This window comes from Mycobacterium sp. E2479, from assembly GCF_001667925.1.
In the GTDB taxonomy this organism is placed as follows: Bacteria; Actinomycetota; Actinomycetes; order Mycobacteriales; family Mycobacteriaceae; genus Mycobacterium.
The window spans coordinates 50,931-76,094 of the sequence record NZ_LZJR01000144.1 but is presented as its reverse complement, the minus strand read 5'-3'; the positions used below and the strand labels follow the sequence as shown (position 1 = coordinate 76,094).

The following is a 25,164-nucleotide window of genomic DNA, read 5'->3' as shown; positions in this document are numbered from 1 at the left end:
CCTGACAATGGCCGCAACGCCGGCGCCACTGCCCGCGCGGGACGGACTCGGTCCGGCGCGGGTGCGGCTGCGGGGTGGTCCGGTGCTGGCCGAGCTCACCGCCCGGTTCGGCCCGCGGGCACGCGCCAAGGTGCTGGCCGCAGAGGTCGTCGGCGCCGACGGCGCGGTAATCGACAGCACCACAGTGCTTCCCGCCGGCGCGAGTGTCTACCTGTACCGCGAGCTGCCGGACGAGGTGCCCGTCCCGTTCGACATCGCGGTGCTGCACCGCGACGCCGACATCGTGGTCGTCGACAAGCCGCACTTTTTGGCCACCATGCCACGCGGGCGCCACGTCGCGCAGACCGCGCTGGTGCGGTTGCGACGGGAACTGGAGTTGCCCGAGCTGAGCCCCGCGCACCGGCTGGACCGCCTCACCGCCGGGGTGTTGCTGTTCACCGCGAGGCGCGAGGTGCGCGGCGCCTACCAGACGCTGTTCTCCCGCGGAGTGGTCGGCAAGACATACCTGGCCCGGGCCGCCGTCGACCCGAAGCTGGAGTTTCCTCGTGTGGTGAAGAGCCGAATCATCAAGCACCGCAGCCACTTACAGGCTGTGTGCGAGCCCGGCGCGCCCAATGCCGAGACCCACGTGGAGCTGGTGTCACCGGGCGGGCTGTACCGGCTCACTCCCCGCACCGGACGCACCCATCAACTGCGCCTGCACATGGCCTCGCTGGGGATTCCTATCGAGGGTGATCCGTTGTATCCCGAGATCATCGACGTCGCGTCCGACGACTTCAGCACGCCGCTGCGGCTATTGGCGCAGCGCATCGAGTTCACCGATCCACTCACCGGCGCGCGGCGTACGTTCGTCAGCCGCAGAGTTGAGCCGTAGGTCTACCGCGGCGTCATAGGTTGTCAGTGGCTCATGGCATAATCGAACGTATGTTCGAGAACTCGGGTTATCAGTCGCCGCCGGAGGTGATCGCCCGGTTCGACGAGCTCTTCGAGCGGCACTATCCGTCGCGAACGCGCGCGGCGGCGGAACTGTTGGGACGGATCGGCGCGTCCTCGCGCGCGGAGAACCGGGCGGCGGCCGCCCAACTCGCGGCCATCGGTGAGTTGTTCGGGTATCGGCTGTCGCGATGCTCGGAAACCGAAAGCTGGGCCGTCGACACCGAGGCGGCGGTCAGTGCGGAGGTCGCCGCCGAGCTGCGGATCAGTCAGGGCCTGGGGGCCAGCAAGGTGCGCTACGCCCGCGCCATGCGTGAGCGGCTGCCGCGCGTTGGGGAGGTGTTCAAGGCCGGCGATATCGACTTTCGGATGTTCGCCACCGTGGTGTACCGCACCGACCTGATCACCGACCCGCAGGTGCTGGCGGTCGTGGATGCCCGGCTTGCGGCCAATGTGGCGCGCTGGCCGTCGATGACTTCCGGACGGCTGGCCGCCCAGGTGGACAAGGTCGTCGCGCGGGCCGACGCGGATGCGGTGCGGCGCCGTCGGGAGCGCGTAGTGCAGCGGGAGATCTGGATCGGCGACGGGGGGGACGGCATGTCGCATATCCAAGGCAGTCTGCTCGCCCCCGATGCGCATCTGCTGGACCGGCGCCTGGACGCGTTGGCGGCTACGGTGTGCGAACACGATCCGCGCACCCGTGAGCAGCGCCGCGCCGATGCGTTGGGAGCGCTGGCGGGCGGGGCGGACCGGTTGGGATGCCGCTGCGGACGTCGCGACTGCACGGCCGGTCAACGGCCCGCGGGACCGGTGGTGATCCACGTGGTCGCCGAGCGCGGCAGTCTGGACGGCACCGGCTCGGCGCCGGGCTACGAGCTGGGCGCCGAAGGCTTGATCGCGCCGGAATTGATCGCCGAGCTGGCCGCGTCGGCCACGCTCGCGCCGCTGACTCACCCAGGTGATGCGGCACCGGAGCCGGGTTATGTGCCCTCGAAGGCGCTGGCTGATTTCGTGCGCTGCCGCGACTTGACGTGCCGCTGGCCCGGCTGCGACCAGCCCGCCGTCAATTGCGACGTGGACCATACGATTCCCTACGCGGACGGCGGGCGCACGCACGCGTCGAACCTCAAATGTTATTGCCGCACACATCATTTGGTGAAAACCTTCTGGGGTTGGCAGGAAACGCAGCTGCCCGACGGGACGCTGATCCTGACCTCACCGGCCGGGCGCATGTATGTCACCACGCCGGGCAGCGCACTGCTATTTCCGAGTTTGTGTCAGGGCGTGGGCGCTATCGCGGCCGCCGAGTCCGACGTGGCGCCCGATTACTGCGGCGACCGCACGGCGATGATGCCGACCCGGCGCCGCACGCGCGCCCAGGACCGCGCCGGGCGCATCGCCTCCGAACGCCGGCACAACCGCGACGCCCGCATGGGCCGACGGGCGCAAAGCGTGTCTACGGCCTCGGGCTCGAGCAGCAGTTCCGCTAGAAGCGTCAGCGGCCCCGCCCCGCCCGACGCCGACGATCCGCCGCCCTTCTAGCGGTATGGACGCCACGGGACCGGGTAGCCCGCGGCTATGGACATCACGGTCACGTTCGTCGGCAACGCCACCACGCTCATTTCCGCGGGCGGGTTGACGCTGTTGACCGACCCCAACTTCTTGCACCGGGGGCAACGCGCCTACCTAGGCCATGGGCTGGTATCCAAACGGCTCAAGGAGCCGGCGTTGCAGCTCAGCGAACTGCCGCCGGTCGACGCGATCGTGCTGTCACACATGCACGGCGATCACTGGGACAGGGTGGCGCAGAAGGGCCTCGATCACGAACTGCCCGTCGTCACTACCCCCCACGCCGCCAAGCGACTGCACAAGCGTGGCTTCGCGCAGGCGCGTGGCCTGACCACCTGGCAGCAGCACACGATCACCAAGGGCGGCACCACGCTCACCCTGACATCGTTGCCGGGGCGGCACGCGCCCGGGTGGAGTCAGCGGCTGCTCCCGCCGGTGATGGGCACCATGCTGGACGTCGCCGCCGACGATGGCTCGTCCCGGCGCCGGCTCTACATTTCCGGCGATACCCTCTTGATCGAGGAGCTCAAGGAGATTCCCGCGCGGTTCGACCCGATCGACGCGGGCATGCTGCACCTCGGTGGCACCCGACTGCCGGCCGGCGGGCGGCTTCCGTTCGGACTGACCGTGACTATGGACGGCCGTCAGGGCGCCGAACTCGTCGCGATGCTGGCCCTGCCGAAGGTCATCCCGGTTCACTTCGACGACTATGCGGCCTTCGCTTCGCCGCTGGCCGAATTCACCCGGGAAATGCAGCGCCGCGGCCTCGGGGACCGGATCATCACGCTGGACCGCGGCTCCTCGGTGACCGTTTGACTGACGGCCGCTGTCGCATAGTCCCGGTGGCCAGCGAATGTCAAATCGCTCTCAACTTTAGGTATAGGGTGTCCTGGACACATGGCAGTCGAAACTGGGAGGTCCCGGCTGCAGTGAACAGGCTTCGACGTGCAGAGTTTCAAGGTTCTTCGCGGCCTGGTTAACGCAAATTTGCTGAGGCGTTCTCAGCGTGGGCATTGTGAGACGTGATGGATCTTTTTGCACCCCCCGAGGTCACCTCGACGCTCATCCACACCGGACCGGGAGCGGGTTCGCTGATCGAGGCCGCCGGCGCCTGGCAGCGCCTGGCCGTCGAACTGGAGAATTCGGTCTCCACCTATGCCTCGACGTTGTCGTCGCTGATCGATTCCTGGGACGGGCCGTCGGCCATGGCGATGCTGCAGTCCGTCCAGCCCTACCTGCTATGGCTGCGCGAGACCGCCCAGCAATCCGCGCAGATGGCCACCTCGGCCGAGGCCGCCGCTACGGCTTTCACCGCCGTCCGGTCCACAGTGGTTCATCCCTCGGTGGTCACCGCCAACAGGACGCGGCTCGCGCAGCTGCTGGCCACCAATCGATTCGGCACCAACACCGCGGCCATCGCTGAGACCGAGAACGAATACCAGACCATGTGGGCCAACAACTCGGCGGCAATGGGCCGATATCAGGCGTCCTCGTCGCAGGCGACCACGCAGTTGTCGAATTTCAATTCGCCGCTATCGGCCACCGATCCGGGCGGGACGACCAGACAAGAGCTAGCGGTCAACCAGGCCCAGGCTCTCGGCGCCGGCAACGCGGGGAACGCACTGGCTTCGAACCTCTCGGGCGCCGGCCTCTTCGGCAGCGACGGTGACCCCAACAGCGGGTGGTTCGGCTATTTCAGCACCTGGGGCAACCAGTTCATCTCCTCCGGCTTTCCCATCAACATGCTGAGCTACCTGGCGCAGAACTCGTCGGCCAGCGCGCTGCAGAGCGTCGGCGGCGACATCGGCAGTGGCCTGTCAGAGGGGCTCGGAGCGGCCACGGCGAGCCTGTCCAACGCGGTCAAAGGTATCGGCGCGGGCATGGCGCCGTCGGGGGCGATGGGCGTCGGGGTGTCGCTTGGCAAGCTGACCGCGCCTCCCGCCGTGGTGGGCCTGCTACCCGGCACGCAGACCGGGGTGCAGCTCGCGTCCGCCGCCTCGCCGCTGCCGGCGGCGGAGTCTGGATTGCCGATAATGCCGATGATGGTGCCGCCGACGACAGCTTCGGCGGGCACCGGCTGGCGAAAGCGTAAACAGCAGAAGTACGAAGACGTCGCCGTCGGCCGGGAGGTCACGGGTAACGTGATGCCCCGAAACCCATCGGCGGGATGAGACGATGGCGCCCCACGACGGCGGATGCCGAATTCCGCCACCGTGCAGGTCAACGTCGACCAGCAGCAGGACACCGCGATGTCCCGGCCTCATTCACTCGCGTAGCGCCGGACGGGCCGACGCCGAGCGTTGGCCCAACCGACGGCATTTCCCAAGGTAAAGGTTCATGGATTTCGGGATACTGCCGCCGGAGGTCACTTCGGCGCTGATCCACTCTGGACCAGGCGCTTGGTCATGGATCGCGGCCGCCGGCGCCTGGCAGGAGCTCAGCGCTGAGCTCGAGCAATCTGCCGCCGGCTACACCGCCGAGCTGTCGTGGCTGATGACGACGTGGCATGGCCCGTCCGCCATGGCGATGGCCCGAGCGCTGGAGCCCTATTTGGACTGGCTGCGCGTCACCGCCGCGCAGTGCCAGGAAATCGCGACGTCGGTGGAAGTCATGACCGCGGCGTTCGAGTTGACGCACTGGACGGTGGTGCATCCCTCGCTGGTCGCCGCCAACCGCGCGCGGCTGGCGATGTTGTTGGCCACCAACTTCTTTGGGATCAACTACCCGGCCATCGCCGAGACCGAGGCCGAGTACAACACCATGTGGGTGAACAACTCGGCGGCATTGGTCCGCTACGACGCGACCTCGGCGAGCACCGTCAGACCGCCCCAGTTCTCGTCGCCGCCTCCGGTTTCCGATCCGTCGGGCGTGACGAGGCAAGCCGCCATCGTGCCGGCTACGGCGACGGGAAACTCCGGCGCGCAGATCGCCGCCGCCAGTTCGGGTCCGGGCCAGGCCGCCTCCGACGCCGCGACGCTCCAGGCGGCCTCCGGTGCCGCCGGCCTGTTCGGCAGCGACGGCGACCCCAGCCGCGGTTGGTTCGGATATTTCAGCACATGGGGCAACCAGTTCATCGCGAGCGGGTTTCCCGTCAACCTGCTCAGCTATCTCGCCCAGTTGAACGCCGCCAACAGCCTGCAATTCGGCGCGGCCACAGACATTTTCGGCGGATTGACCGAAGGCACGGCGGCGCTGTCGTCGGCGGAGACGCAACTGATCGGCGCGGTCGGCGCCACCGGATCGTTGGCGCCACGTGCCACGCTGGGCGTCGGTATTTCGCTCGGCAACCTGACCATGCCGCCCGCGACGGTGGGAATGCTGGGGTCGTCGGCGCCGGTGCAGCTGGCGTCCGCGGTCTCCGCGCTGCCACCGGGGGCCGGCCAGACACCCATGCTCCCGATGGTCCCGATGCGCCCTACGGGCGGCTCGGCGAACGGTCGCCGGCGTAAGGGGCGCGACTACGACGATATTGAGTACGGTGCGGAACTGCCGGGCACCGTGATGCACAGGCCGCCGTCGGCCGGATAGCGCTGCCTGCGCGACTCCATCATGCGGTTGCCGACGATGTGTTCGACCAGAATGGGGACGAAGGTCTGCACCGGCGCCTCGATGAATCGTTGCGCCGTCTCCTCGCACCACCGCCGGATCTGAGCGTCGCGCCGTTGCTCACCGAGCCCCTGGTGACGGGCCAGCATGTCGGCCAACTCCGCGACCGATCGCCCCACCGTGATTCGGACGGCCGGAGAAACCGGGGCGGCGCCGAACACTCGCACCGCATCGAGTGCCCGACGGGCGTTCCCGCCCATCACGATGACGCCGGCCTGCTCGTCATTGACGAAGCCCAACAATTCGATTGTGTGCCCGTCGAATTCAGCCAGAGCGGGCATGTTGTGTCAGTCGTGGCGGCGATAGCCCACCATGACGATCTACCCCAGCCGATTCGACAACGACGCCACCAGGCCCGGCAGCTCGTCGGCCAGGCTCGTCGACCGCGGCCACCAGGCGCCGTCGATGTGCTCGGACACAGGCCGATATGTTCTGAGCCGCAACAGGTTTGATTGTTCCAATGTCATCCACCTGTCGCTGAGCCTTGGGCCGGACGACCCTCAATCAGTCAAGACCACCACAAATAATCGGCGACCGCGGCGCCAGCGAGTTGCCGCTGGATTTACCGACCGTGAACAAACGAATTTGCGCAATCGCGTACAGGCGCACGGGACTTTTTGGCAGGTCGGTTTTTTCAGGAACCGGGTGCCGCCGCGTACTTCGGGCAGTACGCCTTGATGCTGACCCCGACGAAGTAGCCGGCGTGATAGCTGTCCAGGTGGCTGCTGGACAGGACGTTGTTGGCGACCTGTTCCGGTGTCTGGCCCATATCGAGTTCGTGACACACGGTGTGCCCGGAATTGACCGCGGCGTCGGCTGACTCGTAGTTGATGCCCTTGGCTTTCAGCGCGGCCAGGAATTCGTCATCGGCGGACGTGGCGCCAGCTGTCGCGGATGCACCCAGCACGCCGAGCAGCCCGGCCACCGGCAGCACGCCCATCGCCAGGAGCCATAGCGATCGGCTGCGCTTGCGCATCGTGGTGGTCGTCATTTCTGATACTCCCGTGGAACAGAAGTGTCGTTGCTTGCTGAAGGCGGGCTAGTTCGCATGCTTGCATCTTGCGGCGTCCGCCGAAGCCGTATCGCCGATAATGCGATGTGTGCCACCCAAGCGTTTGCTCCGCAGTCGCAAACACGTAACCAGCGACCCTTCGGCGACGCGCCGCCGGTGATCTGACGACATGGCATACGCACGGTGGTTGTGGCTCGGTGTGGTGGCAATATGCGTGGTCGGCTGCGGTGTGCGGCACCTGCCGGCGGCCAACGCTCGAGACATCTCGGGCACCTTTCGCTCCGGCGGCATGGACCGAACCTACATGTTGCACGTGCCGACGGGCGAGCCCGTCGGGCTGGTGCTCAGTTTGCACGGTGCGGGCGGTACCGGGTTCTCGCAGCGCGGCCTGACGGGGTTCAACTCCGTTGCTGACGCCCACAACCTGTTGGTCGTTTACCCCGACGGTTACGACAAGAGCTGGGCCGACGGGCGTGGTGCCTCGCCCGCCGATCGCCGCCACATCAATGACGTGGCCTTCCTGGTCGGGCTGGTCAACAAGCTGCAGAACGACTACGGCATCGCTGCGGGGCATGTTTTCGTCACGGGGATGTCCAACGGCGGCTTCATGAGCAACCGGCTGGCATGCGACCGCGCCGACGTGTTCGCCGCGGTCGCCCCGGTGGCCGGGACTCTGGGCGTGGGGGTGGCCTGTAACCCGTCGCGGCCGGTGTCGGTCTGGGAAGCCCACGGGACCGCCGACCCGCTGGTGCCCTTCAAAGGTGGGACGGTGCGCGGCCGCGGCGGGGTCAGCCACTCCATCTCGGCGGACAGCATGGTGGAAAAGTGGCGCTCGGTCGATGGCTGCCAAACAAAGCAGGCGATGGAGGCGCTACCCGATGTCCGCGACGGCACCGTGGTGCACCGCTACCAGTTCACGGGATGCGCGGACAACACCGAGGTGGTGTTCTACAAGATCAACAAAGGCGGACACACCTGGCCGGGCGGCAAGCAATATCTGCCGGCGGCCGTCATCGGTCCCACCACCCGCGCGCTCGACGGGTCCGAGGCGATCGCCCAGTTCTTCCTCGCCCACGCCCGCGGCTAGGCCCGCGACCAAGGGCCACGCGCTTCAGCGCTGGCAGGACGGGCACCAGTACGTCACCCGATCCCCGGAGTCGTCGAAGGCGATCGGGGTACCGCAGCGCCGGCACGGCTGCCCGGATCGCCCGTAGACCCACAGCTGCCGTCCGGCCCGGGTGTCGCCCGTGGTGCACCGGTTCCACCGAAAGCGGTTGAGCCACAACATGTCCCGTGCCCGCGAGACGAGCCTATGCGGGTCGGCGATGTCGCGCACCGGCGCGGTGGGCAGATGCCCGGACAGGAAACACAGTTCGTTGCTGTAGACGTTGCCGATGCCGGCCAGCAGGCGCTGGTCCAACAGTGCCCCGGCGATCGGCCGGTCCGGGTCGGCCGTCAGGTTGGCGGCGGCCAGCGCGGGATTCCAATCCTTGCCCAGCAGATCGGGGCCCAGGTGCGCGACCGCGTCGCCGTCACGCTCGCGCTCCAGGATCTCCAGCACGCCCAAATCGACGCCGACGGCGCGGACGCTGTCGGTCTCCAAGATGATGCGCGCGCGGTGGTCGACCCGCACCGAGCGGTTGCCGACCCGCCAGCTGCCGTCCATCTTCAGATGCGAGTGAATGCTGGCGTCACCCACCCGGATGAACAAGTGCTTTCCCCGGCTGAGCACCTCGTCGACCACCCGACCGGTGAGGTCAACGGTGGCGAACCGCGGCACCCGGACGTCGCACCGGGTCAGGGTGTCGGCGACCAGGCGCTCGCGCAGTACGGCGGCGGTGTGCCAGACGGTGTCACCTTCGGGCATGTCAGCGCAGCCGCATTCCACGCGGAGTTCGGGCGAATCCGGCGTCGGAAAGGGCGTCGATCGGGCCGGGCCCGTCCGCGCGGGGCTGAAGGGCGGGCACCCCGTCGATGCGTTCGACCAGGATCGACGCGACGCGACGGGACGAGACCAGGTCGGCCAGCGCCGTTGCCGCAGCCTGATGGGCGGCGGGGTCGTCGGTGAAGGTGAGCAGCGACCGCCCGCCGCGCTCGAGGAACCAGGTCAGCTCACCGTCGACCAGGACCACCATTGCACCGGCCTTGCGGCCAGGGCGTGCCCCCGACCCACCAGACCCCGAGACCCCGTCGCCCCGGGAGGCGGGCCAGGTCAGCGCCGCGCCGTACGGGTTGGCCGGATCCGAGGCGGCCAGCGCGACCGCCCGGTACTCCGGCCTTTCCGGATCGACGCCGTCGGAGTAAGCGCGCAGCCGGTCGACCGTCGATGCGACCGCGAACTGTGCCCCGCCCAGCGACTCGATGAAGTAGCCGCGCTGGCACCGGCCGGCATCCTCGAAAGTGCTCAGCACTTTGTACAGGGTGGCGAACCCGCCGGGCACGCCCTCGGCCGTCACCGCGCCGCGGGTCAGCACGCCGTGGCGGCCCAGCAAGAGCTCGGCTTGGTAGTGGGCGCGCAGCGTGGAGTCCGGCTCCGGGGCTGGCAGGATCGACCACCGGCCGGCCACGGTCGGGTCGGCGGGCCGGGACTGCGGGTGCGCGACGCTGTATCGGCTCAGCCGCGGCGGGCGATGCGACCGGTGCGCGGGCGCCGAGCGCCTGCGGGTTCCGGCGCCACCGAGCAGGGCGCGCACCGGGGCGAACGTGTCGCCCGTGATCCAACCGGCCCAGATCAGCTCCCACAAGGCGCCTTTGAGCTCGGACTCACCGAACCCGCTTTGCGTGAGCTGGCGGAAGAAGTAGGCGCCCCCCGGCGCGAGCGTGTCCAGGATGGCGCGGTGGGCGTCGCCCAGCTCGATGTCGGCGGGCGCTTGCAGTGTCAACGGCGCGGATTCGCTGGGGTGCAACGCGATCCAACCGTCGCCGTTCGAAATCGACCCGGCCCCCGACCAGGTGACCTCGCCGGTGGCCAGCAGCTCGTCGAGCAGTGCGGGGGAATAGTCGCGGACGCGGGGGGCCAGCACCAGCGGCTCGATCGCCGAGGCGGGCATCCGTACGCCGGCCAGCTGGTCGATCACCGACATCAGGCCATCCAGCCCGGAATAGCTTGGGGAGCGCGACGATTCGGCCGTCCCCACCCGATGCCAGGCCGGCAGGAACCGGCCGTAGGCGGCGGTGCTGACGGGCTCGACCTGGGCCCGCAGCGCCGCCAGCGACCGCCGCCGCAGGATGCGCAATACATCGGCATCACACCACTGCTCACCCCCGGCCATCGGCACCTCCGCCGCCTCGGCAGTGGCGACGAAGTCGCCGCGCACCAGCCGGCCGTCGCCGGCGAGCCGGCCCAGGATGTCTGCGGTCACTCGCAGTCCCAGCCCGAACCGGGCGGCGGCCTCGGCCGTGGTGAACGGGGTGTGGGTGCGCGCGTAGCGACCCAGCAATTCGCCCAGCGGGTCGGCGACCTCCTCGGTGAAGGCGGCCGGCACGCCGAGCGGAACCGCGATGCCGATGCCGTCGCGCAGCCGGCCGATGTCCTCGATGGCCACCCACCAGCTGCGGCCGGCGAACGACACGGTCAGCGCGCGCCGCGCCGCGCGCAGTCCCTCCAGCCACCCGCCCACGTCGGCGTCGCCGGCCCGGGCGGCCACCTCGTCCTCGGTCAGTGGGCCCAGCAGCCGCAGCAGGTCAGCGACCGCCTCGGCGTCGCGGGCGGCCCGGTCGGTCGAGAGGTGCTGAAGCTGGCGGCCGGTGGCGGCGATGACCTCGGGATCGAGCAGGTCGCGCAACTCCACCCGGCCCAGCAATTCGGCCAGCAGCGTGCTGTCCAGCGAGAGCGCGGCGGCCCGGCGCTCGGCCAACGGGCTGTCGCCTTCGTACATGAACGCGCCGACGTAGCCGAACAGCAGCGACGCCGCGAACGGCGACGGCCGCTGCGTCTCGACCTCGAGCACCCGCACGCGCCGCTGCGCGATACCGGTCATCAGCATTGTCAGGGCCGGTACGTCGTAGACGTCCTGCAGGCATTCGCGGATGGTCTCCAGAACCACCGGAAAGTCGGGATATTTGCGGGCCACATCTAGTAACTGGGCAGCACGCTGGCGTTGCTGCCACAGCGGCGAACGGCGCCCGGCGTGCCGGCGCGGCAATAGTAGGGCCCGGGCCGCGCACTCGCGGAACCGTGACGCAAACAGCGCCGAGCCGCCCACCTCTGCGGTGACGATCGGGTCGATCTCCTCGGCATCGAAGACGAAAAGTTCGGCGCCCGGCGGAGCCCCGGAGCCGGTGTCCGATGCGAAATCGGAGAACGTGTCCGGCAGTCGGACCACGACACCGTCGTCTGAGGCGGTGGGCTTCTCGTCGATGCCGTAGCGCTCGCGCAGCCGGCGGGCCACCGCCAGCGCCAGTGGTCCGTTGACTGCAAGCCCGTACGGCGAGTGCAGGATCACTCGCCAGTCGCCCAGCTCGTCACGGAACCGCTCGACCAGCAGGGTGGTGTCGGTGGGCACCACCCCGGCGGCGCTCCGCTGTTCGTCGAGCAGGCGCAGCAGGTTCTCGGTGGCGTATGCATCGAAACCCAGTCCGGCGCAGCGCGTTTCGAAATCCTCCCGCTTCAAGCCGGCCAGCTCGCCGGTGAACGCGCCGAGTGCGGCGCCCAGCTCGGCCGGGCGGCCCAGACCGTCGCCGCGCCAGAACGGCAATCGGGCCGGCTGGCCGGGTGCCGGGATCACCAGCACCCGGTCGTGGGTGATCTCGGTGATCCGCCAGCTGGTGGCGCCCAGCGAGATGACATCGCCGGGACGTGACTCGTAAACCATTTCCTCTTCGAGTTCGCCTACCCGGGAAGGCTTTTCGGCCTCGGAGGCAAGGTAGACGGTGAACAGTCCGCGATCGGGGATGGCGCCGCCGGACGTCACGGCCAGCCGCTGCGCGCCGGGGCGGGCGGTCAACGTGCCGGTGTCGCGGTCGTACACCAGCCGCGGCCGCAGCTCCGCGAATTCGGTGGACGGGTATTTGCCGCTCAACAGGTCCAGGGTGGCCTCGTACACGCTGCGCGGCAGCGTCGCGAACGGCGCGGCCCGCCGCACCGTGTCGAACCACCGGTCGGCGTCCAACGGTTCCAGGGCGGCCGCCGCCACGGTCTGCTGCGCCAGGATGTCGAGCGGGTTGGCAGGTACCCGCATGGTTTCGATCTGGCCGGCGAGCATGCGCTGCACGCTGACCGCGCAGCCGATCAAATCGGTGCGGTGTTTGGGGAACAGCACGCCCCGCGAGACCTCGCCGACCTGGTGGCCCGCACGGCCGATGCGCTGCAGGCCGCTGGCCACCGAGGGCGGCGCCTCCACCTGGATCACCAGGTCGACGGCGCCCATGTCGATACCCAGCTCGAGGCTCGAGGTGGCCACCACCGCCTTGAGCAGCCCGCGCTTGAGGTCCTCTTCGACCAGGGCGCGCTGTTCCTTGCTCATCGAGCCGTGGTGGGCGCGGGCCAGGATCGGTTCGGCGCCGTAGGTCTGGCCGCTGCCCATGATGTGCGCCGGCGCGCCGCCGGCCACCTTCGGATTTGCGTCGGCGGCCGATCCCCCGGAAGCAAGAGGTTCTTCCACCGCACCGCTGCGTTCGGCGTGAATCTCGTTGAGGCGGGCGGTTAGTCGCTCGGCCAGTCGGCGCGAATTGGCGAAGACGATGGTGGAGTTGTGCGATTCGATCAGATCGACCAGGCGGTTCTCGACGTCCGGCCAGATGGTGTTGTTCGCCATGTTCGCCATATCGGGCACCGGCACCTGGACGTTGAGCTCGACCGTCTTGGCCGACGGCGGGGCCACGATGGTCGTCGGCGCGTGCCCGGAGAGGAATCGCGCAAGTTCCTCGGGCGGACGCACCGTCGCCGACAACCCGATGCGCTGCGCGGGTTTGTCCTCGCGCAGCGCGTCCAGGCGCTCGAGGGACACGGCCAGGTGCGCGCCGCGCTTGCCGGCGGCGATGGCGTGGATCTCGTCGACGATCACCGTCTGCACACCGGCCAGGGTCTCGCGGGCGGCCGACGTGAGCATCAGGAACAGCGACTCGGGAGTAGTTATCAGCACGTCGGGCGGTCGGTTGATCAGCTGGCGTCGGGCGGCGGGCGGGGTGTCGCCCGAACGGACCCCGACGCTGATATCGGGGGCCGGCAGCCCCTGGCGTTCGGCGATGCGGGTGAGCCCGGCCAGGGGGGTGCGCAGGTTGCGCTCGACATCGACTGCCAGCGCCTTGAGCGGCGAGACGTAGAGCACCCGCGTGCCGGGCGGGCGTTCCGTCGAACCGGCGAGGCTATCCAGCGCCCAAAGGAACGCCGCCAGCGTCTTGCCCGAACCGGTCGGCGCGATCACCAGGGTGTTGTGGCCGTCGGCGATGGCGCTCCAGGCGTCGGCCTGCGCGGTGGTCGGCGCGTCGAAGGTGCTGGTGAACCACTCGCGGGTGATCGCGCTGAACCGGCCCAACGGGTCGGAGCGGCCGGGCGGCCTCAAGTCAGCGCGAGTGCTCACCTAGCCATCGTGCCAACGGTCACCGACAAGATGCAGCTCCGCTCACAAACGCGAGTTGGACATCGCCTCGCCGAGCGCCTCCGGGAGCTCCGGGACCCGTCCGATCGCGTCCAGCAGCGCGTGCGCGCAGGCGTCGGCGAGCTTCTCGGCGTCGGTGCTGGGGTCGATGATCCGCTGCCGGCAGATCTCGAAGGTCAGTGCCAGCCAGCCGTTCAGAATCACCCGCAGGTGTCGCTCGACGTCGGGTGCCATGCTGGGTGCGTTGACCTCGGCGATCAACCGGTTGATCCGGGACATGATGTGTTCCATCTGCCGGTTCTTGGCATCGTCTTCGACGCCGAGCAGAACCGGATCGGACCGGCCGAGGCCGACGTACGCCGCCCAGGCGGCCTCCGGGTTCTGCTCGTGGTAGGCCATGTAGGCCAGCACACCGACCCGGATCTCCTCGTACATGGTCAGACCGGTCGCGTCGTCCATGTTGGTGTTCTCGTACAGGCGATCGGCCTCGTCCTTGACGACGGCCGCGAAGAATGCGCGCTTGTCGGGGAAGTAGTGGTACATCAGAGCCCGCGACACCCCCGCGCGTTCCGCGATCTCGTCGATGCGGACCTCGTCGTAGGGTCGCTTCCCGAAGACCTCTGCTCCTAAAGCGAGCAGCTCGGCGCGGCGATCCTCGGGAGACAGGCGCCTGCGGGCTGTTGGCATGTGTCAGATAGTACTCATCGGACGTGGCACGCCAGCCACATTGGATTCATTCGAACTCCATCCCTACCAGCGGTAAGTCACCGAAATAATTGACGGTGCCGGTAGTTTGGCGCGCGTAGGCCGCCGAGAAGCCGGTGTCGGATCGCGCCCGCCGCCGGTGTCATTTCCGCGCGAACGTCCTCGCGAACGCGCCGCCGATTTCCGCTCCGGACGTCCCGATGTCGGCATCGGCGATACCGCAGCCGGCTTCGGCCCTGAACTAGGGCTTGACCTCGCGTCGATGTCGTTTACCGCCGTTTGCCCCGGGGTATTTGATCCCATGCGTTTCCGCAGCTACCAGCGCGGGCAATGCTTGCCCTGTAACTAATGCGACGTAGCGAGCGATGAACTGGCCGCGGGGTACCCAATGGGAGGTGAAAACGATGCAGAAAGCGGACGCGCGATCAGGCGGTGACCGCTTGGGCCAGGAGGACGGCGAGGTGCACGCCGCGATCCGGTTCGCCGTCCTGTCCACGCTGGCCGCTGTCGGCTTCCTGTTGATCGCCGCGGTGTGGGTCAGCACCTGCCCGGGAGTCGGGACGGACACGGTGGCGTGTGGTGCCCCGCAGCGCACCCTGCTGGCCTTCGGGGGACCGCTGATCGCGCTCGGCGCCGGGATCTGGGCGTTCGTGCGCACGTATCTGGTGTGGAAGGCCCGGGGGACCTGGTGGGCATGGCATGGCGCCGGCTGGTTCCTGTTGACCGCGATGGCGTTGATGGTCGCCATGGGGGTGGCGCCGATCGCCGGTCCGGTACTGGCCCTTTAGGTTTGTCCTCCCGCGATCTAACGTGGATGGTGCGGTGAGGAGCAGCTATGGGAGACACCTACCACGACCCCGTCGACCATCTGAGGACAACACGGCCGCTCGCCGGCGAGTCGCTGATCGACGTCCTGCACTGGCCCGGATACCTCTTAGTCGTCGCGGGCGTGATCGGAACATGCGGCAGTCTTGCGGCCTTCGGCAGCGGACATCACCACGAAGGCATGACGGCGGGGATCGTCGGGGTCATCGCCGCGGTGCTGGGGCTGGCCTGGCTGGCGGTGGAGCACCGCAGGATTCGCCGGATCTGCGATCGTTGGTACACCGAACATCCGGATGTGTACCGGCAACGGCCGGCCAGCTAGGGACGCAGACCAGCCCGCACGCGCCCTTTCGATCGTGTCTTTTCTCGGCATGACCTGCCGTGACGCCGCGCCTGTGATATTGCGCATGAAAGGAAATTGCGAGGTTACCGGCGCGAACATGTGGGTATCAGGTTTGCACCATGATGAGTGCCGGAACGGTTGCGTGGTCACCCCATCATGGGGGACGGAATCACGAATACACCGATGTACATGCCTACTGCAACGACTATCGATATGACCAGCGTGACCCCGGCGATCACCGCGAAGCGCCGGTCTCGGCGCGTCCGGATCGTGTCGGTCGTGTCAGGCCCGCCCATAGCGGGCCGAATATCCGGTGGCGACCATGACTAACCGGCTCGAGCGCGACGTCCACGGCGGACTGCGAAGCAGTAGTAGTGTCACTCGAACATTGCCGGGAGACCATATGAACGATGCTGGATTGCACGCTAACAAGCGTCCGCGCGGCCATCGTGCTGTCGAACTTCACGTTGCTGCGCGGCTGGAGAACCTCGCGATGCTGCGCACCCTGGTCGGTGCCATCGGCACTTTCGAGGACCTGGATTTCGATGCGGTGGCGGACCTGCGGCTCGCGGTCGACGAAGTGTGCACCAGGTTGATTCGTTCGGCCACTCCCGACGCGACCCTGGTCGTCGTGGTCGATCCCCAGGATGACCAATTGGTAGTGGAAGCTTCCGCGGCATGCGACACTCACGACGTGGTGGCGCCCGGCAGTTTCAGCTGGCATGTGCTGACGTCGCTCGCCGACGACGTTCAGACTTTCCATGACGGTCGCGAACCCAATGAAACCGGCAGTGTTTTCGGCATCACACTGACGGCGCGACGGGCGGCCTCCAGCAGGTGACAGCGCGAGCTGCCGGCGGTTCGGTTTCGCGTCCGAACGAATACGCCGATGTTCCGGACATGTTCCGTGAGCTGGCCGCTGCCGCGTCCGACTCGGTGGAATTCCAACGTCAACGGGACAAAATCGTCGAGCGGTGCCTGCCGCTCGCCGACCACATCGCGCGCCGCTTCGAGGGTCGCGGCGAACCGCGTGACGACCTGGTTCAGGTGGCGCGCGTCGGATTGGTCAACGCGGTGGTCCGGTTCGACGTCGACACCGGGTCGGACTTCGTTTCCTTCGCGGTGCCGACGATCATGGGAGAGGTTCGCCGCCACTTCCGCGACAACAGCTGGTCGGTCAAAGTCCCGCGGCGGCTGAAGGAACTGCACCTGCGGCTGGGCACCGCCACAGCCGACCTCTCGCAGCGGCTCGGCCGGGCGCCCACCGCGACCGAACTCGCCGCGGAGCTGGACATGGACCGCGAAGAGGTGGTCGAGGGGCTGGTGGCGGGCAGCTCGTACAACACCCTGTCCATCGACAGCGGTGGCGGCGGTGAGGAGGAGGAGGCCCGCGCTATCGCGGACACCCTCGGTGACGTCGACACCGGCCTGGACCGGATCGAGGATCAGGAATCGTTACGTCCGCTGCTCGAGGCGCTGCCCGAACGGGAACGGACGGTGTTGGTGCTGCGATTCTTCGAGTCGATGACGCAGACGCAGATCGCCGAGCGGGTCGGCATCTCGCAGATGCACGTGTCGCGGCTGCTGGCGAAGTCGCTAGCGCGGCTCCGTGACCAGCTGCAGTAGCGGCCGGGGCTCTTCTTCGACCCACAGCGGTTCCAGCAGTGGCTCGGCCCGCTGCGTGGTCACCGGCAGCGTCGCGTCCGGGTCGCAGACCCGCAGCAGCCTGTCCACCGCCGGGCTCGGCGCCATGGCCCAGGACACCTGAGCGCCCGAGCAGGCCACATTGATCCGGTGCAGGGCCGAAAAGCCCGCAGTGCCAATGAATTTGAGGCCGCGCAGGTCAAGGATCACTCGCCGGGAGCGGTTGGTGCTGTGCTGCACGTACGCGACCAGTTGATCCGCATTGGCCGCGTCGAGCTCGCCGTCCACCGTGATCAGCGTGCCCGCTGGACCCCAGCGGGCGGTGAATTGTGCTGTGCGGCTTTGTTGCCAAGATTGGGCCACAGACATAGCTGACTCCATCCCATCGAGGGACATTCCTGCTGTGGATACGTCAGCGGTGTGAAAATAGTTCGAAGAAGGAGGGAATTCCGCCTACCCCCACGTCACCGACGTATCCCGGGCGGCTGTGAACTCAACCTTGTACGAGACCCTACTCCCGAATAGCCAGGGCCGACAGCGTTGTCGGAAAAACTCTTGCCAAGCGCTACTTGATCTCGGCGAGCACCGTGCCCTGGGTGATGGCGGCGCCGGCCTCGACCGCGAGTCCGGTGATGACACCGTCCTTGTGCGCGGTGACCGGATTCTCCATCTTCATCGCCTCGAGCACCACCACCAGATCGCCCGCGGCAACCCCCTGGCCTTCCTCGACCGCGACCTTGACGACGGTGCCCTGCATGGGGGCGGTCACCGCGTCACCCGATGCAGCCGCGCCCGCGTGCGCCCCGCGCTTGCGCGCCTTGGGCTTCTTGCGGATGACACCGGCCGGATCCGCCGCGCCACCGCCCGACAGCGCCAGGTCGCCGGGCAGCGACACCTCCAGCCGGCGGCCGCCGACCTCCACGACCACCTTCTGGCGCGGCCTGGAGTCCTCTTCGTCCAGCGGCTCGCCGCCGGTGAAGGGTTCGATGGTGTTGTTCCACTCGGTCTCGATCCAGCGGGTGTGCACCGAGAAGCCATCGCCGTCACCGATGAACGCCGGGTCACTCACGACGGCTCGGTGGAACGGGATGACCGTGGCCAGACCTTCGACGTGGAACTCGTCGAGGGCCCGGCGGGAGCGGGCGAGCGCCTCCTCGCGGGTGGCGCCGTGCACGATCAGCTTGGACAGCATCGAGTCGAACTGACCGCCGATGACCGAACCGGCCTCGACACCCGAGTCCAGGCGGACGCCGGGGCCGGTGGGGATGTCGTAGCGGGTGACCGGACCGGGAGCGGGCAAAAAGCCCCGTCCGGCGTCCTCGCCGTTGATCCGGAACTCGATGGCGTGCCCGCGCGGCGTCGGGTCCTCGGTGAGGTCCAGCTTCTCGCCGTTGGCGATCTTGAACTGCTGCAGCACCAGGTCGATGCCCGCGGTCTCCTCGGTGACCGGGTGCTCGACCTGCAGACGGGTGTTGACCTCCAGGAAGGAGATCAGGCCGTCCTGGCCGACCAGGTATTCGACGGTCCCGGCGCCGTAGTAGTGCGCCTCCTTGCAGATGCGCTTCGCCGACTCGTGGATCTCCTTGCGCTGCGCGTCGGTCAAAAAGGGCGCGGGAGCCTCCTCCACCAGCTTCTGGAAACGGCGCTGCAGCGAGCAGTCACGGGTGCCCGCAACGATCACGTTGCCGTGCTGATCGGCGATCACCTGCGCCTCGACGTGGCGCGGCTTGTCCAGGTAGCGCTCGACGAAGCACTCGCCGCGGCCGAACGCCGCGACGGCCTCACGGGTGGCCGACTCGAACAGCTCGGGGATCTCTTCGATGGTGCGGGCCACCTTCATGCCGCGGCCGCCGCCGCCGAAAGCCGCCTTGATCGCGATCGGCACGCCGTACTCCTTGGCGAAGGCCACCACCTCGTCGGCGTCCTTCACCGGGTCCGGGGTGCCGGGCACCAGCGGGGCCTGGGCGCGCGCGGCGATGTGGCGGGCGGTGACCTTGTCACCGAGGTCACGGATGGACTGCGGGCTGGGCCCGATCCAGATCAGATTCGCGTCCAGGACCGCCTGTGCGAAGTCGGCGTTCTCCGACAGGAAGCCGTAGCCGGGGTGGATGGCGTTGGCGCCCGACTTGGCCGCCGCGTCAAGGATTTTCGCGAAGTCCAGGTAGGACTCCGCGGAGGTCTGGCCGCCCAACGCGAACGCCTCGTCGGCCAGCCGCACGTGCGGCGCGTCGGCGTCGGGCTCGGCGTACACCGCCACGCTGGACAGGCCCGCATCGCGGGCCGCGCGGATCACCCGGACAGCGATTTCGCCGCGGTTGGCGACGAGCACCTTGGAGATCCTCGAGCTGGCGTGACTAGCCACTGCGCCTCCTGTTTGGCATATCCGCGGACGTATTTGCGCGGACTTCTCTAAGAGAATTTCTTACAACGAGTTCTGGGGAAGTCTAAGCGTCGCACCGTTTCGCCCCACGAGGCGGTCCGGAATTTCGTGGTTTTTTACGCACTCTCGCGCAGCCTGCGCTTGATGCGGGCGAGCATCGCCGACAGGCCGCGCAACCGCAGCGGGCTGATCAGAGCGGCCAGCCCGAGGTCGGCGTAAAAATCCTCGGGCACCGCCAGAATGTCGGCGGCCGGCTGTTCGTCGAGACCGGCGGCCAGAATCGACGCGAACCCCCGCGTGGTCGGCGATTCCGCCGGTGCGCTGAAGTGCAGCCGCACCCGCTCGGGGTCGCTGGCATCGACGTGCAAAAACAGCGGGGTCTGGCATTCCGGCACCGGCTCCATGGCCGCTTCTTCCAGGTCGGACGGCAGCGCCGGAAGTTCATTGGCGAACTCCAGCAGCAGCGCCAGCTTGTCCTGGCCCTCGACTTCGGCGAAATCGGACACCACCTCGGCCAGCGGCGCGGGCATACTCATCGCGATCAGACCGGGACCGCGCCTGGGGATTCGCCTGCCACGATCGGCGTGCGCACGGTGTTGCCCCACTCCGTCCACGATCCGTCGTAGTTGCGCACCCCCGGCTTGCCGAGCAGATGCGTCAGCACGAACCAGGTGTGGCTGGAGCGCTCGCCGATGCGGCAGTACACGACGGTCTTGTCGTCCGGCTGGATGAATCCGTACAGCTCCTCGAGCTCCTCGCGGCTGCGGAACCGCCCGCTCTCGTCGACCGCTTTGGCCCATGGGATCGACCGGGCGGTGGGGATGTGGCCGCCGCGCAGCACGCCCTCCTCGGGGTACTCGGGCATGTGCGTGCGCTTGCCGGTGTACTCGTCCGGCGAGCGCACGTCGATCAGCGGCTGGGTGCCGAGAATTCCCAGCACGTCGTCCTTGAAGGCGCGAATGGGCGCGTCGTTACGGGTGACGACGGGATAGCCGGTGGATGTCTTGGTGGGCACGTCCAGCGTGGTCTCCCGGCGTTCGGCCAGCCACAGGTCGCGGCCACCGTTGAGCAGCCGCACGTCGGGGTGGCCGAACAGCGTGAACACCCAGAGTGCGTACGCCGCCCACCAGTTGCTCTTGTCGCCGTAGATCACCACGGTGTCGTCGCGGGCGATGCCCTTGCGGTCCATCAGCTCCGCGAACTGCGCCCCGTCGATGTAGTCGCGGACGTGGGGGTCGTTGAGGTCGGTGTGCCAGTCGACCTTCACCGCGCCGGGGATGTGACCGACGTCGTAGAGCAGGACGTCCTCGTCTGATTCGACGATCGCCAGGCCGGGAGTGCCCTGGTTGGCGGACAGCCAGTCGGCGGTGACCAGTCGCTCGGGGTGGGCGTATTCGGACAATGTCGGGCTTGGATCGGGTGGTAATGCCACGCTGCCGAGCCTACCGCCAGGCTAGTTGCCCGCCCACAACGCGGACACCGACAGCCCGGCCCGTCCCAGCAGCGACCGCAGCAGCGGCAGGCTGACGCCGATCACGTTCGACGGGTCACCGACGATCCCGTCGACGAACCAGCCGCCCAGGCCGTCGAGGGTGAAGCCCCCGGCTACGTGCCACGGTTCGCCGTTGGCGACATACGCCCGCAGGTCTTCGTCCGTCGGGACGGCGAAATGCACTGTCGTGCACTGGGATTCAAATTCACGGTGGGTGATGGCGGCCTCGCGCAGCCGCAGCAGGCAGTGCCCGGTGTGCAATTCGCCGGCGCGGCCGCCCATCAGGCGCCACTGGCTCGCGGCGGCATCGGCCGATCCGGGTTTACCGCACAACTGGCCGTCCACGGACAGCATCGAATCACAGCCGAGGACAACGCAATCGGCCGCAACCCCGCCATCCAGTTCGCCCGCCACCTGTTCGGCCTTGGCCCGGGCCAGGGCGCACACCACGTCGGCCGGCGATGCCTCCGGCCCCTGCGCGGTGGCAACGGCATCCTCGTCGACGCCCGAGATCACGACCAGCGGATCGACGCCCGCCTGGCGCAGCACTTTGAGCCGGCCGGCCGACGCCGACGCCAGCACCAGGCGGGTCAATGCCTCATGTGAGTCATTTGCTGGAACGTCAGCCGCTGATAGTTGGTCATCGCGAACCGCAGGCGGTCGACCGGGAGACCCCAGCGGGTCCGCTCGGGCTGTTCGGGCTCCGGCGCGCCGCCGGCGCAGCCCAGCACCGCGACCAGCGCGGCCACCTCCTCGACCGTGGGTTCACCCTTGAGGATCTGAATGTGCGGCTCGTGCGCGTGCGGCTGCAAAGCGTCTCCGGCCGCGACCCCGTCGGCGTGCGCGTCGTTCTGCTCGGTCATAGGGGGATGTTCCCGTGCTTCTTCGGGGGCAGGTGGGAGATCTTGCGCTCCAGCAGGCGCAGCGCCGTGCCGATGTAACCGCGGGTGTGCGACGGCGGGATCACCGCGTCGACGTAGCCCCGTTCGGCGGCGACGTACGGGTTGACCAAGGTGTCTTCGTATTCCTGTTGCAGTTGCAGGCGCAGCGCGTCGACGTCCTTGCCCTCCTTGGCGGCCTCGCTCAGCTGCTTGCGGTAGACGAAGCCGACGGCGCCGGAGGCCCCCATCACGGCGATCTGCGCCGTCGGCCACGCCAGGTTGACGTCGCAGCCCATGTCCTTGGACCCCATCACGCAGTAGGCGCCGCCGTAGGCCTTGCGGGTGATGACGGTGATCTTCGGGACCGTGGCCTCGCCGTAGGCGAACAGCAGCTTGGCGCCGCGGCGGATGATGCCGTTGTACTCCTGGCCGGTGCCCGGCAGGAAGCCCGGGACGTCGACCAGCATGATGATCGGGATGTTGAAGCAGTCGCAGGTCCGCACGAACCGGGCGGCCTTCTCCGAGGCGTTGATGTCCAGGCAGCCGGCGAACTGGGTCGGCTGGTTGGCCACGATCCCGACCGGGCGGCCCTCGATGCGGCCGAACCCGACGACGATGTTCTGCGCGTAGCCACCCTGGATCTCGAGGAACTCGTCGTCGTCGAGGATGCGGGTGATCACCTCGTGCATGTCGTAGGGCTGGTTGGGCGAGTCCGGGATCAGCGTGTCCAGCTCGAGGTCCTCGTCGGTGAGGTTGTCCTCGATGGCGCCCGGGGGATGCGGCTCGGCGTAGCGCGGCGCGTCGGTGGCGTTGTTGGGTGGCAGGTAGCTCAGCAGGTCGCGGACCCAGTCGAAGGCGTCCTGCTCGCCGGAGGCGACGTAGTGCAGGGTGCCCGACTTGGCCATGTGGGTGTGGGCGCCGCCCAGCTCCTCCATGGTGACGTCCTCGCCGGTGACGGTCTTGATCACGTCGGGTCCGGTGATGAACATCTGGCTGGTCTGGTCGACCATGACCACGAAGTCGGTCAGGGCGGGGGAGTAGACGTGCCCGCCGGCGGCCGCCCCCATGATCAACGAGATCTGCGGGACGACACCGGAGGCCAGGATGTTGTTTCGGAAGATGCGGCTGTACAGGCCGAGCGAGACGACGCCCTCCTGGATCCGCGCGCCGGCGCCGTCATTGATGCCGATGAGCGGGCGTCCGGTCTTGATCGCCAGGTCCTGGATTTTGACGATCTTCTCGCCGTACACCTCGCCCAGGCTGCCGCCGAACACCGTGGCGTCCTGGCTGAAGATGCACACCTCGCGACCGTCGACGGTGCCATAGCCGGTGATCACGCCGTCGCCCAGCGGGCGGTTGTTCTCCAGGCCGAAGTTCTTGCTGCGGTGCCGCGCCAGCGCGTCGAGCTCCACGAACGAGTCCTCGTCGAGCAGGGCGAGGATGCGTTCGCGGGCGGTGAGCTTGCCCTTGGCGTGTACCTTCTCGACGGCCTCTTCGCCCACCGGGTGCAGTGACTCTTCCCGGCGCTTGTGCAGCTCGGCCAGCTTGCCCGCGGTGGTGTGGATGTCGATGCTGTGCTCGGCGGCCGGTTCCGCAGTGTGGTCGGTAACGCTCGTCATGGGAGTCGAGCTTAGCGGCGCGGTACTCTCCGCTGATGGACGCCCGCCCGTTGGGAACCGCGGACTGGGCGGCCGAATGCGACGTGCTGATCGCGGGCTCGGGCGGCGGCGGCGTGACCGGTGCGTACACCGCGGCGCGTGAAGGCCTCGACGTGTTGCTGGTCGAGGCGACGTCGAAATTCGGTGGCACCACCGCCTACTCCGGCGGGGGCGGTGTCTGGTTCCCGTGTAATCCCGTGCTGGTCCGCGCCTGCCCACCTGGCGCCTTCGACGACACCGTCGAGGACGCGCTCACTTACTACCAGGCCGTGGTCGGCGACCGGACCCCTCGCGAGCTGCAGGAAACCTATGTGCGCGGCGGAGCGCCGCTGATCGAGTACCTGGAAGCCGACCCGAACCTGAAATTCGTGCCGCTGCCGTGGCCCGACTATTACGGCAAGGCGCCCAAGGCGCGGCTGGACGGCAAACGCCACATCGCCGCCAAGCCCCTGAAAGTGGACGCCGCGCCGGAACTGCGCGAGGTGATCCGCGGACCGCTGGACACCGATTGGCTCGGTGCCGAACCCTCTTCGGACTACTACCTGGGTGGCCGCGCGCTGATCGCGCGATTCCTCAAGGCCATCGGGCAGTACCCGACGGCGTCGCTGCGGCGCGACACCGCCCTGGTCGAGCTGGTGGCGTCCGACGGGCGGGTCACCGGCGCGATCGTCGAGACCGCCGGCGAACGACGGGCGATCCGCGCCCGCCGGGGAGTGCTGTTGGCCGCCGGCGGCTTTGAAGCCAACGACGAGCTGCGCCGGCGCTACGGCGTGCCCGGGACATCGCGAGACACCATGGGCGGCCCGGGAAGTCGCGGCCTGGCGCTGCAGGCCGGCATCGCCGCGGGCGCCGACACCGACCTGCTCGACCAGGCCTGGTGGTCGCCCGGCATGACCCACCCCGACGGCCGGTCCGCCTTCGCGCTGTGGTTCACCGGTGGCATCTTCGTGAACCAGGCCGGCAACCGGTTCGTCAACGAATCCCGGGCGTACGACCGGGCCGGCCGCGAGATCATCGCACTGCTGGCCGACGGGTCGATCACCTTGCCGTACTGGATGATTTACGACGACAAGGAGGGCGAGGTGCCGCCGGTGAAGGCGGCCAACGTCACCATCGTGGAGACCGAGAAGTACGTCGCCGCCGGCCTGTGGCATACCGCGGACACGCTCGAGGAACTGGCCGCCAAGATCGGGGTTCCGGGTGGGCGGCTGGCGGCGACGGTGGCCCGGTTCAACGGGTTCGCCGCTGCCGGTGTCGACGAGGACTTCGGCCGCGGCGACGAGGCGTTCGACCGCGCCTTCTCGGCCGGCGCGTCGCCGCTGATCCCCATCGACTCGCCGCCCTATCACGCCGCCGCGTTCGGCATTTCCGATCTGGGCACCAAGGGCGGCCTGCGCACCGACGCCGCGGCGCGGGTGCTGGACACGTCCGGCGACCCCATCCCCGGCCTGTACGCGGCGGGCAACACCATGGCCGCGCCTAGCGGCACCGCGTATCCCGGCGGCGGTAATCCGATCGGAACCAGCATGCTGTTCAGCCATTTGGCCGTGCTGGACATGCGCGACCGGCGGCCCTGA

24 protein-coding genes are annotated in these 25,164 nt (G+C 68.4%); 11 read left to right on the top strand and 13 right to left on the bottom strand.

Translation table 11 applies throughout. From position 1 onward, the window contains the following. Nucleotides 1-7 precede the first annotated feature (7 nt). From A5686_RS21420 to A5686_RS21400, 5 genes are all read left to right on the top strand, one after another. Complete coding sequence (locus tag A5686_RS21420) at nucleotides 8-874, top strand: pseudouridine synthase (RefSeq protein WP_067938395.1); 867 nt, start codon at nucleotides 8-10, stop codon at nucleotides 872-874. A 50-nt stretch (nucleotides 875-924) separates the two neighbouring features. Then, entirely contained in the window at nucleotides 925-2,475 is a 1,551-nt protein-coding gene (locus A5686_RS21415) for an HNH endonuclease signature motif containing protein (protein ID WP_067938392.1), read from the top strand. 36 nt (nucleotides 2,476-2,511) lie between these two features. Next, nucleotides 2,512-3,318: an MBL fold metallo-hydrolase gene (locus A5686_RS21410; protein ID WP_067938390.1), complete on the top strand. Its 807-nt coding sequence runs from the start codon at nucleotides 2,512-2,514 to the stop codon at nucleotides 3,316-3,318. Between the two features lie 209 nt (nucleotides 3,319-3,527). Beyond that, nucleotides 3,528-4,673, top strand: a complete 1,146-nt coding sequence (locus tag A5686_RS21405) for a PPE family protein (protein WP_067938388.1) — start codon at nucleotides 3,528-3,530, stop codon at nucleotides 4,671-4,673. 166 nt (nucleotides 4,674-4,839) lie between these two features. After that, nucleotides 4,840-6,030 carry a PPE family protein gene (locus A5686_RS21400; RefSeq protein WP_067938386.1) on the top strand — a complete coding sequence of 397 codons (1,191 nt, stop codon included), beginning with the start codon at nucleotides 4,840-4,842 and terminating at the stop codon, nucleotides 6,028-6,030. On the opposite strand, the gene A5686_RS21395 is transcribed toward A5686_RS21400, so the two are convergent. The 3 genes from A5686_RS21395 to A5686_RS21390 all read right to left on the bottom strand — a co-directional run bounded on the left by A5686_RS21395 (nucleotide 5,961) and on the right by A5686_RS21390 (nucleotide 7,099). Then, nucleotides 5,961-6,389, bottom strand: a complete 429-nt coding sequence (locus tag A5686_RS21395; RefSeq protein ID WP_067938384.1) for a three-helix bundle dimerization domain-containing protein — start codon at nucleotides 6,387-6,389, stop codon at nucleotides 5,961-5,963. The genes A5686_RS21400 and A5686_RS21395 overlap by 70 nt on opposite strands. A 39-nt stretch (nucleotides 6,390-6,428) precedes the next feature. Then, nucleotides 6,429-6,575: a DUF5994 family protein gene (locus tag A5686_RS28075; RefSeq protein WP_255405049.1), complete on the bottom strand. Its 147-nt coding sequence runs from the start codon at nucleotides 6,573-6,575 to the stop codon at nucleotides 6,429-6,431. Between the two features lie 167 nt (nucleotides 6,576-6,742). Continuing rightward, the gene (locus A5686_RS21390; RefSeq protein ID WP_067938382.1) at nucleotides 6,743-7,099 is read right to left on the bottom strand and encodes a DUF732 domain-containing protein; all 357 of its coding nucleotides are present in this window, start codon (nucleotides 7,097-7,099) and stop codon (nucleotides 6,743-6,745) included. Between the two features lie 190 nt (nucleotides 7,100-7,289). On the opposite strand from A5686_RS21390, the gene A5686_RS21385 reads away from it, so the two are divergent. Next, on the top strand, nucleotides 7,290-8,207 hold the full coding sequence (locus tag A5686_RS21385; RefSeq protein ID WP_067938380.1) for a PHB depolymerase family esterase: 918 nt from the start codon (nucleotides 7,290-7,292) through the stop codon (nucleotides 8,205-8,207). 24 nt (nucleotides 8,208-8,231) lie between these two features. On the opposite strand, the gene nei2 is transcribed toward A5686_RS21385, so the two are convergent. Genes nei2 through A5686_RS21370 form a run of 3 tightly spaced genes read right to left on the bottom strand, consistent with a single transcriptional unit; the run spans nucleotide 8,232 to nucleotide 14,346 of the window. Further along, nucleotides 8,232-8,987, bottom strand: a complete 756-nt coding sequence (nei2, locus tag A5686_RS21380; RefSeq protein WP_067938378.1) for an endonuclease VIII Nei2 — start codon at nucleotides 8,985-8,987, stop codon at nucleotides 8,232-8,234. 1 nt (nucleotide 8,988) lies between these two features. Continuing rightward, nucleotides 8,989-13,641, bottom strand: coding sequence for an ATP-dependent helicase (locus A5686_RS21375; RefSeq protein WP_067938376.1), 4,653 nt, complete (start codon nucleotides 13,639-13,641; stop codon nucleotides 8,989-8,991). Nucleotides 13,642-13,683: 42 nt separating this feature from the next. Then, on the bottom strand, nucleotides 13,684-14,346 hold the full coding sequence (locus tag A5686_RS21370; protein ID WP_067938374.1) for a TetR/AcrR family transcriptional regulator: 663 nt from the start codon (nucleotides 14,344-14,346) through the stop codon (nucleotides 13,684-13,686). A gap of 422 nt (nucleotides 14,347-14,768) precedes the next feature. Between A5686_RS21370 and A5686_RS21365 the strand changes: the two genes are divergently transcribed. From A5686_RS21365 to A5686_RS21350, 4 genes are all read left to right on the top strand, one after another. Next, nucleotides 14,769-15,152, top strand: coding sequence for a hypothetical protein (locus tag A5686_RS21365; protein ID WP_067938434.1), 384 nt, complete (start codon nucleotides 14,769-14,771; stop codon nucleotides 15,150-15,152). Nucleotides 15,153-15,199: 47 nt separating this feature from the next. Then, complete coding sequence (gene usfY, locus A5686_RS21360; RefSeq protein WP_067938372.1) at nucleotides 15,200-15,511, top strand: protein UsfY; 312 nt, start codon at nucleotides 15,200-15,202, stop codon at nucleotides 15,509-15,511. 424 nt (nucleotides 15,512-15,935) lie between these two features. Beyond that, complete coding sequence (locus tag A5686_RS21355) at nucleotides 15,936-16,373, top strand: ATP-binding protein (RefSeq protein WP_067938370.1); 438 nt, start codon at nucleotides 15,936-15,938, stop codon at nucleotides 16,371-16,373. Then, complete coding sequence (locus A5686_RS21350) at nucleotides 16,370-17,158, top strand: RNA polymerase sigma factor SigF (protein WP_067938368.1); 789 nt, start codon at nucleotides 16,370-16,372, stop codon at nucleotides 17,156-17,158. The genes A5686_RS21355 and A5686_RS21350 overlap by 4 nt, the downstream gene beginning before the upstream one ends. Here A5686_RS21350 and A5686_RS21345 read toward each other — a convergent pair. The 7 genes from A5686_RS21345 to A5686_RS21315 form a co-directional block, all read right to left on the bottom strand. Further along, a complete protein-coding gene (locus A5686_RS21345; protein ID WP_067938430.1) occupies nucleotides 17,129-17,557 on the bottom strand; it encodes an STAS domain-containing protein in 429 nt (142 codons plus the stop codon). The genes A5686_RS21350 and A5686_RS21345 overlap by 30 nt on opposite strands. Nucleotides 17,558-17,741: 184 nt before the next feature. Further along, nucleotides 17,742-19,538: an acetyl/propionyl/methylcrotonyl-CoA carboxylase subunit alpha gene (locus A5686_RS21340; protein ID WP_067938366.1), complete on the bottom strand. Its 1,797-nt coding sequence runs from the start codon at nucleotides 19,536-19,538 to the stop codon at nucleotides 17,742-17,744. A 134-nt stretch (nucleotides 19,539-19,672) separates the two neighbouring features. Continuing rightward, nucleotides 19,673-20,092: a SufE family protein gene (locus A5686_RS21335; RefSeq protein WP_067938364.1), complete on the bottom strand. Its 420-nt coding sequence runs from the start codon at nucleotides 20,090-20,092 to the stop codon at nucleotides 19,673-19,675. Between the two features lie 5 nt (nucleotides 20,093-20,097). Beyond that, a complete protein-coding gene (locus A5686_RS21330) occupies nucleotides 20,098-20,988 on the bottom strand; it encodes a sulfurtransferase (RefSeq protein WP_067938362.1) in 891 nt (296 codons plus the stop codon). Nucleotides 20,989-21,009: 21 nt separating this feature from the next. After that, nucleotides 21,010-21,642: a nucleoside triphosphate pyrophosphatase gene (locus tag A5686_RS21325; RefSeq protein ID WP_067938360.1), complete on the bottom strand. Its 633-nt coding sequence runs from the start codon at nucleotides 21,640-21,642 to the stop codon at nucleotides 21,010-21,012. Then, nucleotides 21,639-21,911 (bottom strand): acyl-CoA carboxylase subunit epsilon, encoded by a 273-nt coding sequence (locus A5686_RS21320; RefSeq protein ID WP_067938358.1) that lies wholly within the window; start codon nucleotides 21,909-21,911, stop codon nucleotides 21,639-21,641. The genes A5686_RS21325 and A5686_RS21320 overlap by 4 nt, the downstream gene beginning before the upstream one ends. Next, nucleotides 21,908-23,548 (bottom strand): acyl-CoA carboxylase subunit beta, encoded by a 1,641-nt coding sequence (locus A5686_RS21315; protein ID WP_067938356.1) that lies wholly within the window; start codon nucleotides 23,546-23,548, stop codon nucleotides 21,908-21,910. Before A5686_RS21315 ends, A5686_RS21320 begins: the two co-directional genes overlap by 4 nt. A gap of 35 nt (nucleotides 23,549-23,583) precedes the next feature. Here A5686_RS21315 and A5686_RS21310 point away from each other — a divergent pair, with 35 nt between their 5' ends. Then, entirely contained in the window at nucleotides 23,584-25,164 is a 1,581-nt protein-coding gene (locus A5686_RS21310; protein WP_067938354.1) for an FAD-binding protein, read from the top strand.

Bases quoted from the DNA above. Each gene is read 5' to 3' on its own strand.
- A5686_RS21420 (WP_067938395.1), top strand. From the start codon at position 8: ATGGCCGCAACGCCGGCGCCACTGCCCGCGCGGGACGGACTCGGTCCG.
- A5686_RS21415 (WP_067938392.1), top strand. From the start codon at position 925: ATGTTCGAGAACTCGGGTTATCAGTCGCCGCCGGAGGTGATCGCCCGG.
- A5686_RS21410 (WP_067938390.1), top strand. From the start codon at position 2,512: ATGGACATCACGGTCACGTTCGTCGGCAACGCCACCACGCTCATTTCC.
- A5686_RS21405 (WP_067938388.1), top strand. From the start codon at position 3,528: ATGGATCTTTTTGCACCCCCCGAGGTCACCTCGACGCTCATCCACACC.
- A5686_RS21400 (WP_067938386.1), top strand. From the start codon at position 4,840: ATGGATTTCGGGATACTGCCGCCGGAGGTCACTTCGGCGCTGATCCAC.
- A5686_RS21395 (WP_067938384.1), bottom strand. From the start codon at position 6,389: ATGCCCGCTCTGGCTGAATTCGACGGGCACACAATCGAATTGTTGGGC.
- A5686_RS28075 (WP_255405049.1), bottom strand. From the start codon at position 6,575: ATGACATTGGAACAATCAAACCTGTTGCGGCTCAGAACATATCGGCCT.
- A5686_RS21390 (WP_067938382.1), bottom strand. From the start codon at position 7,099: ATGACGACCACCACGATGCGCAAGCGCAGCCGATCGCTATGGCTCCTG.
- A5686_RS21385 (WP_067938380.1), top strand. From the start codon at position 7,290: ATGGCATACGCACGGTGGTTGTGGCTCGGTGTGGTGGCAATATGCGTG.
- nei2 (WP_067938378.1), bottom strand. From the start codon at position 8,987: ATGCCCGAAGGTGACACCGTCTGGCACACCGCCGCCGTACTGCGCGAG.
- A5686_RS21370 (WP_067938374.1), bottom strand. From the start codon at position 14,346: ATGCCAACAGCCCGCAGGCGCCTGTCTCCCGAGGATCGCCGCGCCGAG.
- A5686_RS21365 (WP_067938434.1), top strand. From the start codon at position 14,769: ATGCAGAAAGCGGACGCGCGATCAGGCGGTGACCGCTTGGGCCAGGAG.
- usfY (WP_067938372.1), top strand. From the start codon at position 15,200: ATGGGAGACACCTACCACGACCCCGTCGACCATCTGAGGACAACACGG.
- A5686_RS21355 (WP_067938370.1), top strand. From the start codon at position 15,936: ATGAACGATGCTGGATTGCACGCTAACAAGCGTCCGCGCGGCCATCGT.
- A5686_RS21345 (WP_067938430.1), bottom strand. From the start codon at position 17,557: ATGGAGTCAGCTATGTCTGTGGCCCAATCTTGGCAACAAAGCCGCACA.
- A5686_RS21335 (WP_067938364.1), bottom strand. From the start codon at position 20,092: ATGAGTATGCCCGCGCCGCTGGCCGAGGTGGTGTCCGATTTCGCCGAA.
- A5686_RS21320 (WP_067938358.1), bottom strand. From the start codon at position 21,911: ATGACCGAGCAGAACGACGCGCACGCCGACGGGGTCGCGGCCGGAGAC.
- A5686_RS21315 (WP_067938356.1), bottom strand. From the start codon at position 23,548: ATGACGAGCGTTACCGACCACACTGCGGAACCGGCCGCCGAGCACAGC.
- A5686_RS21310 (WP_067938354.1), top strand. From the start codon at position 23,584: ATGGACGCCCGCCCGTTGGGAACCGCGGACTGGGCGGCCGAATGCGAC.